At 66.5% G+C, this 14,132-nt stretch carries 17 protein-coding genes; 13 read left to right on the forward strand and 4 right to left on the reverse strand.

The window, feature by feature from the left end:
* Positions 1-8: 8 nt before the first annotated feature.
* The 12 genes from AAFN88_RS14610 to AAFN88_RS14665 all read left to right on the forward strand — a co-directional run bounded on the left by AAFN88_RS14610 (position 9) and on the right by AAFN88_RS14665 (position 10,084).
* Positions 9-350: a septum formation initiator family protein gene (locus AAFN88_RS14610; RefSeq protein ID WP_347521091.1), complete on the forward strand. Its 342-nt coding sequence runs from the start codon at positions 9-11 to the stop codon at positions 348-350.
* Between the two features lie 261 nt (positions 351-611).
* The gene (pdhA, locus tag AAFN88_RS14615) at positions 612-1,562 is read left to right on the forward strand and encodes a pyruvate dehydrogenase (acetyl-transferring) E1 component subunit alpha (protein ID WP_347521681.1); all 951 of its coding nucleotides are present in this window, start codon (positions 612-614) and stop codon (positions 1,560-1,562) included.
* Between the two features lie 64 nt (positions 1,563-1,626).
* Positions 1,627-3,009: a pyruvate dehydrogenase complex E1 component subunit beta gene (locus tag AAFN88_RS14620; protein WP_347521092.1), complete on the forward strand. Its 1,383-nt coding sequence runs from the start codon at positions 1,627-1,629 to the stop codon at positions 3,007-3,009.
* 24 nt (positions 3,010-3,033) lie between these two features.
* Positions 3,034-4,383: a pyruvate dehydrogenase complex dihydrolipoamide acetyltransferase gene (locus tag AAFN88_RS14625; RefSeq protein ID WP_347521093.1), complete on the forward strand. Its 1,350-nt coding sequence runs from the start codon at positions 3,034-3,036 to the stop codon at positions 4,381-4,383.
* Between the two features lie 29 nt (positions 4,384-4,412).
* Positions 4,413-5,036 carry a hypothetical protein gene (locus AAFN88_RS14630; RefSeq protein ID WP_347521094.1) on the forward strand — a complete coding sequence of 208 codons (624 nt, stop codon included), beginning with the start codon at positions 4,413-4,415 and terminating at the stop codon, positions 5,034-5,036.
* Positions 5,033-5,662, forward strand: coding sequence for a hypothetical protein (locus AAFN88_RS14635; protein ID WP_347521095.1), 630 nt, complete (start codon positions 5,033-5,035; stop codon positions 5,660-5,662). Before AAFN88_RS14630 ends, AAFN88_RS14635 begins: the two co-directional genes overlap by 4 nt.
* A complete protein-coding gene (locus AAFN88_RS14640; RefSeq protein ID WP_347521096.1) occupies positions 5,659-6,306 on the forward strand; it encodes a hypothetical protein in 648 nt (215 codons plus the stop codon). The genes AAFN88_RS14635 and AAFN88_RS14640 overlap by 4 nt, the downstream gene beginning before the upstream one ends.
* Positions 6,307-6,557: 251 nt before the next feature.
* Positions 6,558-7,961: a dihydrolipoyl dehydrogenase gene (lpdA, locus tag AAFN88_RS14645; protein ID WP_347521097.1), complete on the forward strand. Its 1,404-nt coding sequence runs from the start codon at positions 6,558-6,560 to the stop codon at positions 7,959-7,961.
* A 28-nt stretch (positions 7,962-7,989) separates the two neighbouring features.
* On the forward strand, positions 7,990-8,127 hold the full coding sequence (locus tag AAFN88_RS14650; RefSeq protein ID WP_347521098.1) for a hypothetical protein: 138 nt from the start codon (positions 7,990-7,992) through the stop codon (positions 8,125-8,127).
* 33 nt (positions 8,128-8,160) lie between these two features.
* Positions 8,161-9,123, forward strand: a complete 963-nt coding sequence (lipA, locus tag AAFN88_RS14655) for a lipoyl synthase (RefSeq protein WP_347521099.1) — start codon at positions 8,161-8,163, stop codon at positions 9,121-9,123.
* Positions 9,124-9,157: 34 nt separating this feature from the next.
* The gene (locus AAFN88_RS14660; RefSeq protein ID WP_347521100.1) at positions 9,158-9,628 is read left to right on the forward strand and encodes a type II toxin-antitoxin system RatA family toxin; all 471 of its coding nucleotides are present in this window, start codon (positions 9,158-9,160) and stop codon (positions 9,626-9,628) included.
* A gap of 135 nt (positions 9,629-9,763) precedes the next feature.
* Complete coding sequence (locus AAFN88_RS14665; RefSeq protein ID WP_347521101.1) at positions 9,764-10,084, forward strand: hypothetical protein; 321 nt, start codon at positions 9,764-9,766, stop codon at positions 10,082-10,084.
* Between the two features lie 15 nt (positions 10,085-10,099).
* Here the strand turns inward: AAFN88_RS14665 and AAFN88_RS14670 are convergent, their stop codons facing one another.
* From AAFN88_RS14670 to AAFN88_RS14685, 4 genes are read right to left on the reverse strand one after another with little or no spacing between them, the layout of a single operon-like run.
* Positions 10,100-10,825, reverse strand: coding sequence for a CPBP family intramembrane glutamic endopeptidase (locus AAFN88_RS14670; RefSeq protein ID WP_347521102.1), 726 nt, complete (start codon positions 10,823-10,825; stop codon positions 10,100-10,102).
* Positions 10,826-11,320, reverse strand: a complete 495-nt coding sequence (locus AAFN88_RS14675; RefSeq protein WP_347521103.1) for a CinA family protein — start codon at positions 11,318-11,320, stop codon at positions 10,826-10,828.
* The gene (locus AAFN88_RS14680; RefSeq protein ID WP_347521104.1) at positions 11,320-11,796 is read right to left on the reverse strand and encodes a phosphatidylglycerophosphatase A; all 477 of its coding nucleotides are present in this window, start codon (positions 11,794-11,796) and stop codon (positions 11,320-11,322) included. The genes AAFN88_RS14675 and AAFN88_RS14680 overlap by 1 nt, the downstream gene beginning before the upstream one ends.
* A gap of 19 nt (positions 11,797-11,815) precedes the next feature.
* A complete protein-coding gene (locus AAFN88_RS14685; protein WP_347521682.1) occupies positions 11,816-12,982 on the reverse strand; it encodes a bifunctional 2-C-methyl-D-erythritol 4-phosphate cytidylyltransferase/2-C-methyl-D-erythritol 2,4-cyclodiphosphate synthase in 1,167 nt (388 codons plus the stop codon).
* A gap of 123 nt (positions 12,983-13,105) precedes the next feature.
* Here AAFN88_RS14685 and AAFN88_RS14690 point away from each other — a divergent pair, with 123 nt between their 5' ends.
* Positions 13,106-13,906: a cytochrome c biogenesis protein CcsA gene (locus AAFN88_RS14690; RefSeq protein WP_347521105.1), complete on the forward strand. Its 801-nt coding sequence runs from the start codon at positions 13,106-13,108 to the stop codon at positions 13,904-13,906.
* Positions 13,907-14,132 lie beyond the last annotated feature (226 nt).

A 14,132-nucleotide genomic window follows, 5' to 3' on the forward strand; every position in this document is an offset into this window, starting at 1 on the left:
CTCCGGACATGAGATTGCTCCGCGAAATAAAGTCAAGGGCCCGCCAGGCGGCGCCTCAGGTGCTGGCCGCCTGCATGGTCGCCTACTTCGCCTACCACGCCCTGCATGGCGACCGGGGCTTCTACGCCTGGATCATGCTGAAGCAGGAAAAAGCCCAGACCGAGGCCGCGGCCGAGCGTATCGCCGCCCAGCGCAGCGAACTGGAACACCGCGTCGGCCTGCTGCGCCGCGACCATCTGGATCCCGACTTGCTGGAAGAGCGGGCACAGGCGATCTTGAATTACGGCCTGCCGAACGATCATATTATCTTTCTGGACGCGGAGCTGAGGCGATCCGGCGGCAGGCCCTAAACGGGCCGGCTACCGGAAAACACAGCGTTTAACTTATTTTCGGTTTATTGCACTTTTTATAATATAACTCAGTAAGTTAACTATGATTGAACTTCTCCCGGCATTAAGTTAAAGTGCAGCTTGAGAGGCGGCCTCGGACCGCCTCCTTTCCTTTGCGCGAAGGCTGGGAGTCCCCTGATGGCAAACACCAAATCGACGGGCACGCGTGGCGGCGGCAAACGCAAGGCAGCCGCGCCGCCGCTGAAGGCCAGCGTCGAGGAGATGCAGCGGTATTACCGCGACATGCTGCTGATCCGCCGCTTCGAAGAAAAGGCCGGCCAGATGTACGGCATGGGCCTGATCGGCGGCTTCTGCCACCTTTACATCGGCCAGGAGGCCGTGGTCGTCGGCATTCAGGCGGCCATGGGCCCCAAGGACACCGTGCTGACGTCCTACCGCGATCACGCCCACATGCTGGCCTGCGGCATGGACTCGAAGGGGGTCATGGCGGAGCTGACCGGCCGCGAAGGCGGCTACTCCAAGGGCAAGGGTGGCTCCATGCACATGTTCAGCCACGACAAGCGCTTCTACGGCGGCCACGGCATCGTCGGCGCCCAGGTGCCGCTGGGCACCGGCTTCGCCTTCGCCCACCGCTATCTGGATGAAGACGCGGTCTCCGTCACCTACCTGGGCGACGGCGCGCTGAACCAGGGCCAGGTCTACGAATCCTTCAACATGGCCGCCCTCTGGTCGCTGCCCGCGGTCTACGTGATCGAGAACAACAAGTACGGCATGGGCACCTCCACGGAACGGTCCTCGGCCAAGTCCACCGAGCTCTATCACCGCGGTCAGGCCTACGGCATTCCCGGCGTGCAGGTCGACGGCATGGACGTGCTGGCCGTGCGCGAGGCGGCGGAGAAGGCCCTGGCCCACGCCCGCTCCGGCAAGGGGCCCTACATCATGGAGATGCTGACCTACCGCTACCGCGGCCACTCCATGTCCGATCCGGCCAAGTACCGCTCCAAGGAAGAGGTGCAGAAGGTGCGCCAGGAGCGCGATCCCATCGAGCGCCTGCGCGGCATCATGATCGAGCGCAAGGTGATGGACGAGGCCAAGCTCAAGGAACTGGACAAGGAAGTGAAGGCCATCGTCTCCGAGGCCGCCGACTTCGCCCAGACCAGCCCGGAGCCGGATGTCTCGGAGCTCTACACGGATGTCTACGTCGGTGCCTGACGGCGTCTGACGCAACAAGAGATCAGCGCGGGGCCTTGGCCCTGAACGACTTCCCGGAGGGGATATGCCAATCGAAGTTCTCATGCCGGCGCTCTCGCCCACCATGACCGAAGGCAAGCTGGCCAAATGGCTGAAGCAGGAAGGCGACGAGGTATCGTCGGGCGACATCCTGGCCGAGATCGAAACCGACAAGGCGACCATGGAAGTGGAAGCCGTCGACGAAGGGGTGCTCGGCAAGATCATGGTGCCGGAAGGCACCGACGCCGTGCCGGTGAACCAGGTGATCGCCGTGCTGCTGGAGGACGGCGAGGACGCCTCCGCGATCTCCGAGGCCCCCAAGAAGGCCGAAGCCAAGCAGCCGGACCCCCAGGCCAAGGAAGCCCCCAAGGAGGAGTCCGGCAGGACCCACGCCGCGCCGCCGAAGGAACCCTCGCCGGAGGCGGAGCCGGAGTGGACCGGCCCCACCGTCACCCAGACGGTGCGCGAGGCCCTGCGCGACGCCATGGCCGAAGAGATGCGCGCCAACGACCGTGTCTTCCTCATGGGCGAGGAGGTCGCCGAATACCAGGGCGCCTACAAGGTCAGCCAGGGCCTGCTCGACGAGTTCGGTGCCCGGCGCGTGGTGGACACGCCGATCACCGAGCACGGCTTCGCCGGCCTGGGCGTCGGCGCGGCCATGTACGGCCTCAGGCCCATCGTCGAGTTCATGACCTTCAACTTCGCCATGCAGGCCATCGACCAGATCATCAATTCAGCGGCCAAGACACACTACATGTCCGGCGGCCAGGTCTCCTCGCCGATCGTGTTCCGCGGCCCCAACGGCGCCGCCGCGCGGGTCGCGGCCCAGCACTCCCAGTGCTACGCCTCCTGGTACGCCCATGTGCCGGGCCTCAAGGTCGTGGCACCCTATTCGGCGGCCGACGCCAAGGGCTTGCTGAAATCCGCCATCCGCGACGACAACCCGGTCATTTTCCTGGAGAACGAGATCCTCTACGGCCAGAGCTTCGACGTGCCGGACAGCGCCGACTGGACCGTGCCGATCGGCAAGGCACGCATCGCCCGGCCGGGCAAGGACGTCACCATCACCGCCTTCTCGATCATGGTCGGCAAGGCGCTGGAGGCGGCGGAGAAGCTGGCGGAGGAAGGCATCGACGCGGAGGTCATCGACCTGCGCAGCCTGCGCCCCCTGGACAGCGAAACCATCATCGCCTCGGTGCAGAAGACCAACCGCCTGGTGACCTGCGAGGAAGGCTGGGGCTACGCCGGCATCGGCTCGGAAGTCGCCTCGGTCGTCATGGAACAGGCTTTCGACTGGCTCGACGCACCGGTCAAGCGGGTCTACGGCGCCGACGTGCCGATGCCCTACGCCGCCAACCTGGAAGCGCTGGCGCTGCCGCAGGCCGACACCATCGCCGCCGGCGCCAAAGAAGTCTGTTACCGCGGCTGAGCCCGGCGGGGGAGGAATAGCGACATGCCGATCAATATCCTGATGCCGGCGCTTTCGCCGACCATGACCGAGGGCACGCTGGCCAAGTGGCTGGTCAAGGAAGGCGACGAGGTGACCTCGGGCGATGTCATCGCCGAGATCGAAACCGACAAGGCGACCATGGAAGTGGAAGCCGTCGACGAGGGCACCGTGGGCAAGATCATGGTCGCCGAAGGCACCGACGGGGTGCCGGTGAACAAGGTCATCGCCGTGCTGCTGGAAGAGGGCGAGGACGCCTCGGCCATCGCCGAAGCGCCGGAGGCGCCCGCGCCAAAGTCCCCCGAAGTCGAAGCGGCGAAACCCGCGGCCGCCGGCAACGGCGTCACCCCGCCGACGGTCAATCCCCAGGTCACCGACGCGGTGACCCAGAGCGCCACCCCCGCGCCGGCAGCGTCTTCGGGACCCGAGGGCCGCGTCTTCGCCAGCCCGCTGGCCCGGCGCATCGCCAAGGACAAGGGCGTCGACCTGGCGGCGCTCAAGGGCAGCGGCCCGCACGGCCGCATCGTCAAGGCCGACGTCGAGGCCGCCCCGAAGAGCATTGGGCCTGGCGCCGCCGCGCCGGCGGCCGCCGCGGCTCCGGCGGCAACACCAGCTGCTGCGGCTCCCGCCGCCGCGGGCCCCGGCGCCAAGGCACTGGCCGACATGCTGGGCATGGCCTACACGCAGGAGCCGCTCAGCGGCATGCGCAAGACCATCGCCAAGCGCCTCACCGAGTCCAAGCAGCAGGTACCGCACTTCTATCTCACGGTCGACTGCGAGCTGGACGAACTGCTGAAGGTCAGGAAGGAGCTGAATAGCCGCTCCGACGCCTACAAGATCTCGGTCAACGACTTCGTCATCCGTGCCGTCGCCCTGGCCCTGAAGCAGGTGCCGGCGGCCAATGCCTCCTACGACGAGTCCGGCCTGCTGTTCTACGAGCACGCCGACGTCTCGGTGGCGGTGGCGACCCCCTCGGGCCTCATCACGCCGATCATCAAGGCTGCAGAGGGCAAGGGCCTGGCGGCCATCGCCAACGAGATGAAGGACCTCGCCGGGCGCGCGCGCGACGGCAAGCTGAAGCCGGAGGAGTACCAGGGCGGCACTTTCTCGGTCTCCAACCTCGGCATGTTCGGCATCAAGGAGTTCTCCGCCGTCATCAATCCGCCGCAGGGCTGCATCCTGGCGGTGGGTGCCGGCGAGCAGCGTCCGGTGGTGAAGGACGGCGCGCTGAGCGTCGCCACGGTGATGAGCTGCACCCTCTCGGTCGACCACCGCGTGGTGGACGGCGCGGTCGGAGCGGAGTTCCTGGCGGCCTTCAAGAAGCTGATCGAGGATCCGCTTTCCATGCTGCTGTAGCGGCGGCCAGACCCTAAGGGGGACATCCCATGCGACGCCTGCTGGTACTCCTGTTCCTCCTGCTGCCGCTGCCCGCGGCGGCCGAGCCGCTCGACGACGTGAAGGAGAGCTTCCTGGCCTACAAGGTCGCAATCCTGGAAGCCGACGGCGAGGCGGCGGCCAGTGTCGTCACGCAGAACTCGCGGGACTACTTCCGCAACCTGGCGAATCACGCGCTGACCCTGGACCGCGCCGGCCTGCATGAAATTCACCTGACCGACCGGCTCTACGCCATGCTGCTGCGCCACAACCTGGACCGCACTCAACTGCAGCAAATGTCTGGCGATCAGATCGTCTCCTATGCGGTCGATCACGGCTGGATCGGCCGCAGCGGCGCTTCGCAGCTTCGGCTCGGCCACTATCAGATCGAAGGCGACCGCGCCAGCGGCACCATCCTGCGGCCGGACGGCCTCAAGAGTGCCTTCAAGATGGAGTTCGTGAGGGAAGGCGGCAAATGGCTGCTCGATCTTGTCGCCCTGATGGACCTGACCCGGACCGCCTTTGAGTACTCCGTCCAGCAGTCCGGCCTCGGCGAAGACGAATTCGTCCTGCTGATGCTGGAGCAGGGCACCGGCGTGAAGCCCGGCCCCGAGATTTGGGATCCGCCGTCATGAGCCTGCGTTCCCTCATCGTTGCCTTCTTGTTGCTGGCCGCCGCGCCGGTCGAGGCGGCGCCGCAGGACAATGTGTCGGCAACCTTCGCGGCCTACCAGGCCGCCCTGCTGGCGACCGACGGCGAAAAGGCGGCGGAAATCGTCACGCAGGGCTCGCGCGACCTCTACCGGCACTACGCCAACCAGGCTTTGACCCTCGATCATGCGGCCCTCAACCGCGTGCACATCGCCGATCGCCTGACCATCCTGCTGCTGCGCCACAGTGTTGAGCGCGAGCGCCTGATGCAGATGAGCGGCGGCGACATCATCGCCTACGCGGTGGAGCAGGGCTGGATCAGCAAGGAAGGCACCGCCGGTATCCGGCTTGGCAATTTCCAGGTGGCCGGGGACCTCGCGACGGGGGCACTGCTGCGCACCGACGGCAGCGAGACTCCCTACAGGGTCGAGTTCCTCAAGGAGGACGGCGACTGGCACCTGAACCTGAAGAAGATGCTCGAGTTTGCGCGCATCGGGATCGAGTACGCGGTTCAGCAGGCCGGCATGTCGGAAGACGAGTTCATCCTGACCTTGCTGGAATACTCCACGGGCAAGAAACCCGGGCCGGAGATCTGGAACCCGCCGTCATGAGCCTGCGTCTCGTCATCGCAACCCTGCTGATACTGCTGGCCGCGCCGGCCGCGGCGCAGTCCGACCCGGCGGCGGTTGCGCAGAGCTTTGCCGCCTACAAGCAGGCGCTGATCGACGGCGACGGGGCCAAGGCCTCGGCGCTGACGTCCTCGGATACCCATGCCTTCCTGAAACAGACCTTGGATCGGGCGCTGACCATGGAGGCGGACGAGGTTCAGGCCCTGCCGCTGCTCGACCAGATCTCAGTGCTGATGCTGCGCCACAACATGAAGGCCGAGCAACTGCGCGAGATGAAGGACGGCGATCCCGTCGCCTACGCGGTGAACCAGAGAGCCTTCGACATGAACGAGGTGGAGAAGCTGGAAGCCGAAGGCTTCACCATCAACGGCGACGACGCTCAGGCGCCGATCTCCAACCTCAAGGGCTCGCCGATCCCGGTCAACGTGCATTTCAAGGAAGAGCAGGGCACTTGGCGCTTCGATCTGCTGTCCTCCATCGCGCCGTTCCGCGCGGTCTTCGACGCCCAGGCGGGCATGCTCAGCGCCCTGAAGTCGAAGGACGGCAGCAATGGCGCCGTACCCTTGATCATTCACCTGATCACCGGCCGCGCGCCGGATCCCAACATCTGGAACCCGCCGGGATGAGGCAGAGGCATTCACTCGTTACCCGCAGGAAATGCGCACCACCGGACACCTCGGGGCTGTCGTCCCGGCACTTGATGCCGGGACCCAATGCCCTCTCCGCAGCCGAGGCCGTGGTGGTATTCCTGAGCATGGCAGGCGAGACCGAGAACGCAAAATCGCGGGACTGTGCAATGCACGACCGGCAATGGGTCCCGGGGTCAAGCCCCGGGATGACAACGGAGTATGGCTTCCGGGCCTAGAGGAGAGCTTTTGTGGCTGATACGAATTTCGATCTCATCGTCGTCGGCGGCGGACCGGGCGGCTACGTGGCGGCGATCCGCGCCGCGCAGCTGAAAATGAAGGTCTGCGTGGTCGAGAAGGCGCACCTGGGCGGCATCTGCCTCAACTGGGGCTGCATCCCGACCAAGGCGCTGCTGCGCTCTGCGGAGATCTACCACTACATGCAGCACGCCGATGCCTACGGCCTCACCGCCGGCAATGTCGGCTTTGACGCCGCCAAGGTCGTGGCGCGCTCGCGCGCCGTCTCCAAGCAGCTCAACGGCGGTGTCGGCCATCTGCTGAAAAAGAACAAGGTCACCGTGGTCGACGGCGAGGCCAAGCTGAACGGCCCAGGCAAGCTGGTGGTGACCAAGGACGGCAAGAAGGTCAGCGACCTGACCGCCAAGCACATCATCCTGGCCACCGGCGCGCGCCCGCGGGCCCTGCCGGGCATCGAACCGGACAAGAAGCTGATCTGGACCTACTTCGAGGCCATGGTGCCCGAAGCCATGCCGAAGTCGCTGCTGGTCATCGGCTCGGGCGCCATCGGCATCGAGTTCGCCTCCTTCTACCACACCATGGGCGTGGACGTGACGGTGGTCGAGGTCATGCCGCAGATCATGCCGGTGGAGGATGAGGAGATTTCCAAGCTGGCCCGCAAGCAGCTTGAGAAACGCGGCCTCAAGATCATGACCGAGGCCAAGGTGACGGGCGTCAAGAAGGGGACCAACAACGTCACCGCCACCGTCGAGGACAAGGCCGGCAAGAAGTCCGAGATTACCGTCGACCGCGTCATCTCCGCCGTCGGCGTGCAGGGCAACATCGAGGACCTCGGCCTGGAGACCACCAAAGTGAAGACCGACCGCGGCTGCATCGTCATCGATGAATACGGCGGCACCGCGGAGCCCGGCATCTATGCCATCGGCGACGTGGCCGGGCCGCCCATGCTGGCCCACAAGGCTGAGCACGAAGGCGTCATCTGCGTCGAGAAGATCGCCGGCCTGAACGACGTCCACCCCATGAAGAAGGAGCAGATCCCCGGCTGCACCTACTGCCACCCGCAGGTGGCCAGCGTCGGCCTGACCGAGAAGAAGGCCAAGGAGGCCGGCTACACGCTGAAGGTCGGGCGCTTCCCCTTCATCGGCAATGGCAAGGCCATCGCCCTGGGCGAGCCCGACGGCATGGTCAAGACCGTCTTCGACGCCAAGACCGGCCAGCTTCTGGGCGCCCACATGGTGGGGGCCGAGGTGACGGAGCTGATCCAGGGTTACGTGGTGGCCATGGGGCTGGAGACCACGGAGGCCGAGCTGATGCACACGGTCTTCCCGCATCCGACCCTCTCCGAGATGATGCACGAGTCGGTGCTTGACGCCTACGGCCGCGTCATCCACATGTAGCATCGGAAGAGGGTAGGCGGACCGGCGAATGAATGCAGCGCTCTATATCGCCTTGGGGTTTGGTGCGATCGGGCTGCTATTCCTGCTCCACAGGTATCCTCAACTGGCGGGTGCGGTCTTTCTGCTGTCGGCCGCCGTGGGCGGCACCATTTTGCTGCTGCAGTGAGGGCAAACAAGGTTTTGCAATCAGGACGACACAATGAGTGATAGCGAAACGACAACCAAAACCCCGCGCCTCCGCCATCCGGAGAAGGCTCACAAGCCGGACCAGGAGGTCAAGCGCAAGCCGGCCTGGATTCGGGTGAAGGCCCCGGTTTCCCGCGAATACCAGGCGACCCGCCAGATCATGAAGGACAACAACCTTCACACGGTCTGCGAGGAAGCGGCCTGCCCGAACATCGGGGAGTGCTGGGCGCAGCGCCACGCCACCATGATGATCATGGGCGGCATCTGCACGCGCGCCTGCTCCTTCTGCAACGTAGCGACCGGCAAGCCGGACGCCCTCGATCCCTTCGAGCCGACCAACGTCGCCCAGGCGGTGTCCAAGCTGGGCCTGAAGCACGTGGTCATCACCTCGGTCGACCGCGACGACCTGGCCGACGGCGGCGCCGAGCATTTCGCCCAGGTGATCGGCGCGGTCCGCGAAGCCGCACCGGAAACCACCATCGAGATCCTGACGCCCGACTTCCTGCGCAAGGACGGCGCCCTGGAGGTCGTGGTCACCGCCAAGCCGGACGTCTTCAACCACAACCTGGAGACCGTGCCGCGGCTCTATACCGAGGTGCGGCCCGGCGCGCGCTACTTCCACTCGCTGCGCCTGCTGGACGAGGTCAAGCGCCTCGACCCCTCGATATTCACCAAGTCCGGCATCATGGTCGGCCTGGGCGAGAGCAAATCCGAGGTGCTGCAGGTCATGGACGACTTGCGCTCGGCCGACGTCGATTTCCTGACCATCGGCCAGTACCTGCAGCCGACCCCCAAGCACCACGTGGTCGACCGCTTCGTGACCCCCGAGGAATTCAAGCAGTACGAGGCCATGGCCTACAACAAGGGCTTCCTGATGGTCTCGGCGACGCCGCTGACCCGGTCCTCCTACCACGCGGGCGAGGATTTCGCCCGGCTGCGCGCCGCCCGTGAAGCCAAGTTGGCCGCGGCGGGTTAAAGGCTTGGCAAGCTAAGGCTTCTATTTTTCCGCTATGCCGGTTCACAAAGAAAAGCGGGTGCTGCCCTACACCTCGAACCAGCTCTACCGGCTGGTGGTGGATATCGAGCGCTACCCGGAATTCCTGCCCTGGTGCCTGGGCGCGCGTATCAAGACGCACCAGGACAGCCTGATCGTCGCCGACCTGATCATCGGCTTCAAAATGTTCCGCGAGCGCTTCACCAGCCGCGTGGTGCCCGACGCTGCCGCGCAGCGCATCGACGTCACCTACGCGGAAGGCCCCTTCAAGTACCTGGAGAACCACTGGATCTTCCTGGACCATCCGGAAGGCTGCGAGATCGACTTCTACGTCGACTTCGAGTTCCGCTCCAAGCTGCTGCAGAAGGTCATCGAGGGCCTGTTCCACGAAGCCGTGCGCCGCATGGTCGCCGCCTTCGAAACCCGTGCCCGCGACCTCTACGGCCTGCCCGATGCGGCACCTTCGTCGAGTTCCGCAAGCTCCTAGTATTCAATCGGCGAAATCGCCGGCTGGTTGTGCTATTCTTCCCTCTCAAGAGGGCAGACAACGGCAGGCGATGTGAAGAAATCCGCGTTGGTCACGGTCGGTTGGGCCTATGGGCAAGGCGAAGCGGCCCAGGCCATGGCGCTGCTCCGCGCTGCCGGGATCGAGGTCTTTCCCGACACCTGGTACTTTGCCTCGGCGGATTGGACAAAGACCCATGCTTTCGGCGGCATCGCGCTCCGGGTCCCGGCCGATCAGGCCGCCGACGCTCTTACCCTGCTTGTTGAGTATCCAATAACGTCCCGGCCGCGGCGCTGGACCGGACGATTGCTGGCAGCGGCGCTGTTCACCGCAATTTACCTCCTCATGGTATTCCCGCCGCCGCCGTCAGGTTTCTTTCCAGCCACGCTGCGTCCGGCCCCGGGACGCCTTGCCGAAGCCTCGGACGACACCGCCTAAGGGATATCGGCAGCGCTAGAACCCTTCCATCCCCGCCAGCCCGACGTAGAGCATGAGCGTCATGATGCTGTTGAAGACGCCGTGTACGACCATGCCGGGCAGGAGCGAACCGCTGCGCCAGGCAAAGGCCGCCAGCACCAGCCCCATGATGAAGAGGGCCGGCACCAACTGCGGCAGACCGTGAGACACCGCGAAGAGGATCGCACTGACCGGTGCGGCATAGACGAAGCCCAGCCGGCGGCGCAGCCAGCCGAGCAGCAGTCCGCGGAAGATGATTTCCTCGACGAAGGGCGCCAGCACACCGACCAGCAGCAGCATGACGATGAGGCTCGCCCAATCGAAACCCTGCGGCGCCAAGGCCTGTAGTTGCGGGTTCTCCAACGGTGTCCCCATCAGGGTCTGCAGCAGCAGGTTGGCCGCGGAAACCGCCGGAACGCAGAGCACACCGCCGGCCACCGCGTAGCGGTACCAGCCTTGGTAGGTCGGCCGCAGGCCGATCTCGGCAAGGCTGAGGCGGTTCGGGCGCAGCACCGCCAGCCAAGTCAGAAGCAGCATCAACACCGACTGGCCGACGAAAAGACCGGCCACCACCGGCAGCGCCGTGAAGTCGGTCCCTGGCGCGAAGAGGGTCAGCAGCAGCGGCAAGGTGAAGATGCTGGCCGCCACGATCACCACCAGCAGCAGCAAATCGCGAAAGCGCAGCGGCGAGGGCGGCAGGGCAGGCAGGCGCGGGGGCAGCATTCAGTCCAGGGCCTCCGTGAGGAGCCTGAGCGCCTCGCGCACCGTCGCCAGGCGGACCGCCGCGCGGTCGCCGGGAAAGACCTGATGCAGGACCTGGGCGCCGCCGCCGCGCGAGGCCCAGCCGAGATAGACGAGACCGACGGGCTTGGTCTCCGTGGCGCCGCCGGGCCCGGCAATGCCGGTGGCCGAGACGGTAACGTCGGCCTGGGAGGCATGCAGTGCGCCCGTGGCCATGGCGACGGCGACCTCGGCGCTGACCGCGCCCGGTCCCGGGGGCTCCAGGAGAGACGCGGAGACGCCCAGCATCTCCACCTTGGCTTCGTTGGAGTAGGTGACGAAGCCGCGGTCGACCACGTCGGAGGATCCGGCGATCTCCGTCAGGCAGCCGGCGATGAGCCCGCCGGTGCAGGACTCCGCCGTGGCCAGCTTCTTGCCGGCCCGGCGGTAGAGCGTCAGAACCTTCTCGGCCTCCTGCAGCATTTGATCGCTAAACACTAGACCTTCTCCCAAAGCCACAGCAGGGCATAGACCAGGATCGCGGCGTAGAGCCCGGCGATGATGTCGTCGGCCATGATCCCGAAGGCGCCTTTCAGGTGGCGGTCGGCCCAGCCGACCGGCCAGGGCTTGGCCACGTCGAAGGCGCGGAAGAGGATGAAAGCCAGCACCACGCCCACCGGATTGAGCCCGGCCGGAATGAGGGCCAGCCATTGGCCCGCCACTTCGTCGATGACGATGGCGCCGGGGTCCTTGATCGCTGCGACCTGCTCGTAGCTGTCCGCAGCCCAAAGCCCGATCGCGAAAACCGCGGCCGTGGCCAGCAGCAGTCCGAAGGGTCCCGAAAGCCAGAACAGCGCCACACCGAAGGGCAGCGCCGCCAGCGACCCCCAGGTCCCCGGCGCCCAGGGCAGAAGCCCGGCGCCGAACCAGGTGGCGAGCAGAGAAGAAGGCAGCCAGGGGGAGGGGGCGCTCATCGGTCCTAGTTTATCGGATTCAATCCGCCGGCGGCAGGGCCAGCGTGGCGGCCGCCTGGGCGGCAATGCCCTCGCCGCGGCCAGTGAAACCCAGTTTCTCGGTGGTGGTCGCCTTGACGCTGACCCGCTCGGCCGGCAAGTCCAGCAATTCGGCCACCCGCGCCACCATGGCGCCGCGGTGCGGGCCGACCTTGGGCCGCTCGCAGATCAGCGTCACGTCGAGGTGCAGGATGCGCCCGCCGCGCGCCGCCACCAGGTCGCGGGCGTGGCGGATGAACCTGCCGGACTCCGCGCCTTTCCATTGCGGGTCGCTGGGCGGGAAGTGACTGCCGATATCGCCGGCGCCGAGTGCGCCCAGGATGGCGTCGGTCAGCGCGTGCAGTCCCACGTCGGCGTCCGAATGGCCGACCAGACCGGCGTCGTGATCGATACGGACGCCGCAAAGGGTCACATGATCGCCCGGCCCGAAGGCGTGCACGTCGAAGCCCTGCCCCACACGGGTTTCCGCCCCCACTTGCCCTGGGGCGCCGCGCAGCCAGTGCTCCGCCGTGCGCAGGTCGTCCTGGGATGTCACCTTGATATTCTCCCGGCTGCCTTCCACCAATGCCACCTCCAAACCGGCACGCTCGGCCACCGCCGCGTCATCGGTCAGTTCCTCGCCGGTTGCGGCGCGATGGGCCGCCAGGATCTCCGCGTAGCGGAAACCCTGCGGCGTCTGCGCACCCCACAGCCCCGAACGGTCCTGAGTGCCCGCGATATGCCCCTCCCGGTCCCGCTTCAAGGTATCGACCACCGGCAGGGCGGCGATGGCGCCGGGAGAGTCCTCGAGAGCGGCCAGCACCCGGTCGATCACCGCTGCGGAGACGAAAGGACGAGCCCCGTCATGGATCAGCACCCGCGCCGGCGCTTCTTCGGCCAGGCTCTCCAACCCGCGCAACACCGATTCCTGGCGGCTGGCGCCGCCCGCGACCGGCTCCGCCAGGCACAATCCCTCGGCCGCCGCGTCGTAAAGATCCCGGTCGTCGGGATGGATCACCGCCCGGACCCGGCCAATCGCCGGGTGCGCGGTGAAAGCCCGCAGGGTATGGCGCAGCAGGGGGACTCCCGCCAGGGTCGCATACTGCTTCGGCAGGCTGCCGCCGAAGCGTTGGCCGCGGCCGGCGGCGACGATCAGCACGTCGGCCAGTGCATCGGCCGTCTTCCCGGAAGGGCTGGTCAAGGTGCGGGACTCCGCGCGTCTTGCTGTGTTCTCGTTGCGCCGACCCTAGTGCCCTCTGGTGGCGCGGCCAAGAGGTGATATATAGGGGCCATGAATAGCATGGTTTTGTCGCTCTCCGCCCTCGCATCGCTGCTGCCCGCGGCGCTCTTGCCTTTTGTGCGCCAGGCGGCGCGCGCCGACGCGGTTTTCTGGCTGCTGCTGGGAGCGGCATTGGCCGGCACCTCGGCGCTCAGCATCGTCTCCCTGGGCGCGCAGTGGCAGACCGGCCTGGCGACGGCCCTCTGGCTCGCCGTGGCGGCAACCCTGGGCCTCTTCGGCCTGCTGGTCATGGTCAGCCGCGAGGCGGTTCGCCTGGCGCCGCTGCTGCTGCCCTACCTGCTGGTCCTGGGCATCCTGGCCACCGCTTTCGGGATGGTGTCCGGCGCAGCCCCTTTGACGGGGCGCCCCGACGGCTGGCTGATCGCCCACATCACCGTGTCCGTCACCACTTATGCGCTCTGCACCTTGGCCGCCGTGGCCAGTTCCGGCGTCTTCGTGCAGGAGCGCGCATTGAAACGCCGGGCGCCCAACGCCTTCACCCGCATGTTGCCTTCCGTGGCGGACTCGGAACGCCTGGAGGTACGCCTGCTGGCGGCCGGCGAGGTCATCCTGGGGCTCGGCATCGCAACCGGCATCTCGGAGCTCTACGTGACGTCGGGGGCCTTCCTGACCTTCAATCACAAGACGCTGTTCTCCATTCTCGCCTTCCTGGTCATCGGCGGGCTGCTGCTGCTGCATTATCGCAGCGGACTGCGCGGACGCCGCGCCGCGCGGCTGGTTCTGGTCGGCTATCTGCTGCTGACCCTGGCCTATCTGGGGGTGAAGTTCGTCAGCGATATCCTGCTGGCCTGATCGGCGCACCTTCCCGCCCTACGGCCTCGCGGGCCGGCCTCCGCGTAACTTCCCCGCGGCTTGCAGCCGTCTGTCGGCAGCAGAGCCGCTCGTTGCACGATTTTCGCGCATTCCGGCGCCGAACGCCTGCTCGAAGGGGTAATCTCTCGTGACAGCGCCTATTTTTTGTGCATCAATCCGCCCGGCAAAGGACGGGAGCCTGCTCCGATCGACGGCAAAGCGCCAA

This window comes from Pelagibius sp. CAU 1746 (assembly GCF_039839785.1).
Lineage (GTDB): Bacteria > Pseudomonadota > Alphaproteobacteria > Kiloniellales > Kiloniellaceae > Pelagibius.

Excerpts from the sequence above, each read along its gene's own strand:
- AAFN88_RS14610 (WP_347521091.1), top strand. The coding sequence starts at position 9 with ATGAGATTGCTCCGCGAAATAAAGTCAAGGGCCCGCCAGGCGGCGCCT.
- pdhA (WP_347521681.1), top strand. The coding sequence starts at position 612 with ATGCAGCGGTATTACCGCGACATGCTGCTGATCCGCCGCTTCGAAGAA.
- AAFN88_RS14620 (WP_347521092.1), top strand. The coding sequence starts at position 1,627 with ATGCCAATCGAAGTTCTCATGCCGGCGCTCTCGCCCACCATGACCGAA.
- AAFN88_RS14625 (WP_347521093.1), top strand. The coding sequence starts at position 3,034 with ATGCCGATCAATATCCTGATGCCGGCGCTTTCGCCGACCATGACCGAG.
- AAFN88_RS14630 (WP_347521094.1), top strand. The coding sequence starts at position 4,413 with ATGCGACGCCTGCTGGTACTCCTGTTCCTCCTGCTGCCGCTGCCCGCG.
- AAFN88_RS14635 (WP_347521095.1), top strand. The coding sequence starts at position 5,033 with ATGAGCCTGCGTTCCCTCATCGTTGCCTTCTTGTTGCTGGCCGCCGCG.
- AAFN88_RS14640 (WP_347521096.1), top strand. The coding sequence starts at position 5,659 with ATGAGCCTGCGTCTCGTCATCGCAACCCTGCTGATACTGCTGGCCGCG.
- AAFN88_RS14650 (WP_347521098.1), top strand. The coding sequence starts at position 7,990 with ATGAATGCAGCGCTCTATATCGCCTTGGGGTTTGGTGCGATCGGGCTG.
- lipA (WP_347521099.1), top strand. The coding sequence starts at position 8,161 with ATGAGTGATAGCGAAACGACAACCAAAACCCCGCGCCTCCGCCATCCG.
- AAFN88_RS14660 (WP_347521100.1), top strand. The coding sequence starts at position 9,158 with ATGCCGGTTCACAAAGAAAAGCGGGTGCTGCCCTACACCTCGAACCAG.
- AAFN88_RS14665 (WP_347521101.1), top strand. The coding sequence starts at position 9,764 with ATGGCGCTGCTCCGCGCTGCCGGGATCGAGGTCTTTCCCGACACCTGG.
- AAFN88_RS14670 (WP_347521102.1), bottom strand. The coding sequence starts at position 10,825 with ATGCTGCCCCCGCGCCTGCCTGCCCTGCCGCCCTCGCCGCTGCGCTTT.
- AAFN88_RS14680 (WP_347521104.1), bottom strand. The coding sequence starts at position 11,796 with ATGAGCGCCCCCTCCCCCTGGCTGCCTTCTTCTCTGCTCGCCACCTGG.
- AAFN88_RS14690 (WP_347521105.1), top strand. The coding sequence starts at position 13,106 with ATGAATAGCATGGTTTTGTCGCTCTCCGCCCTCGCATCGCTGCTGCCC.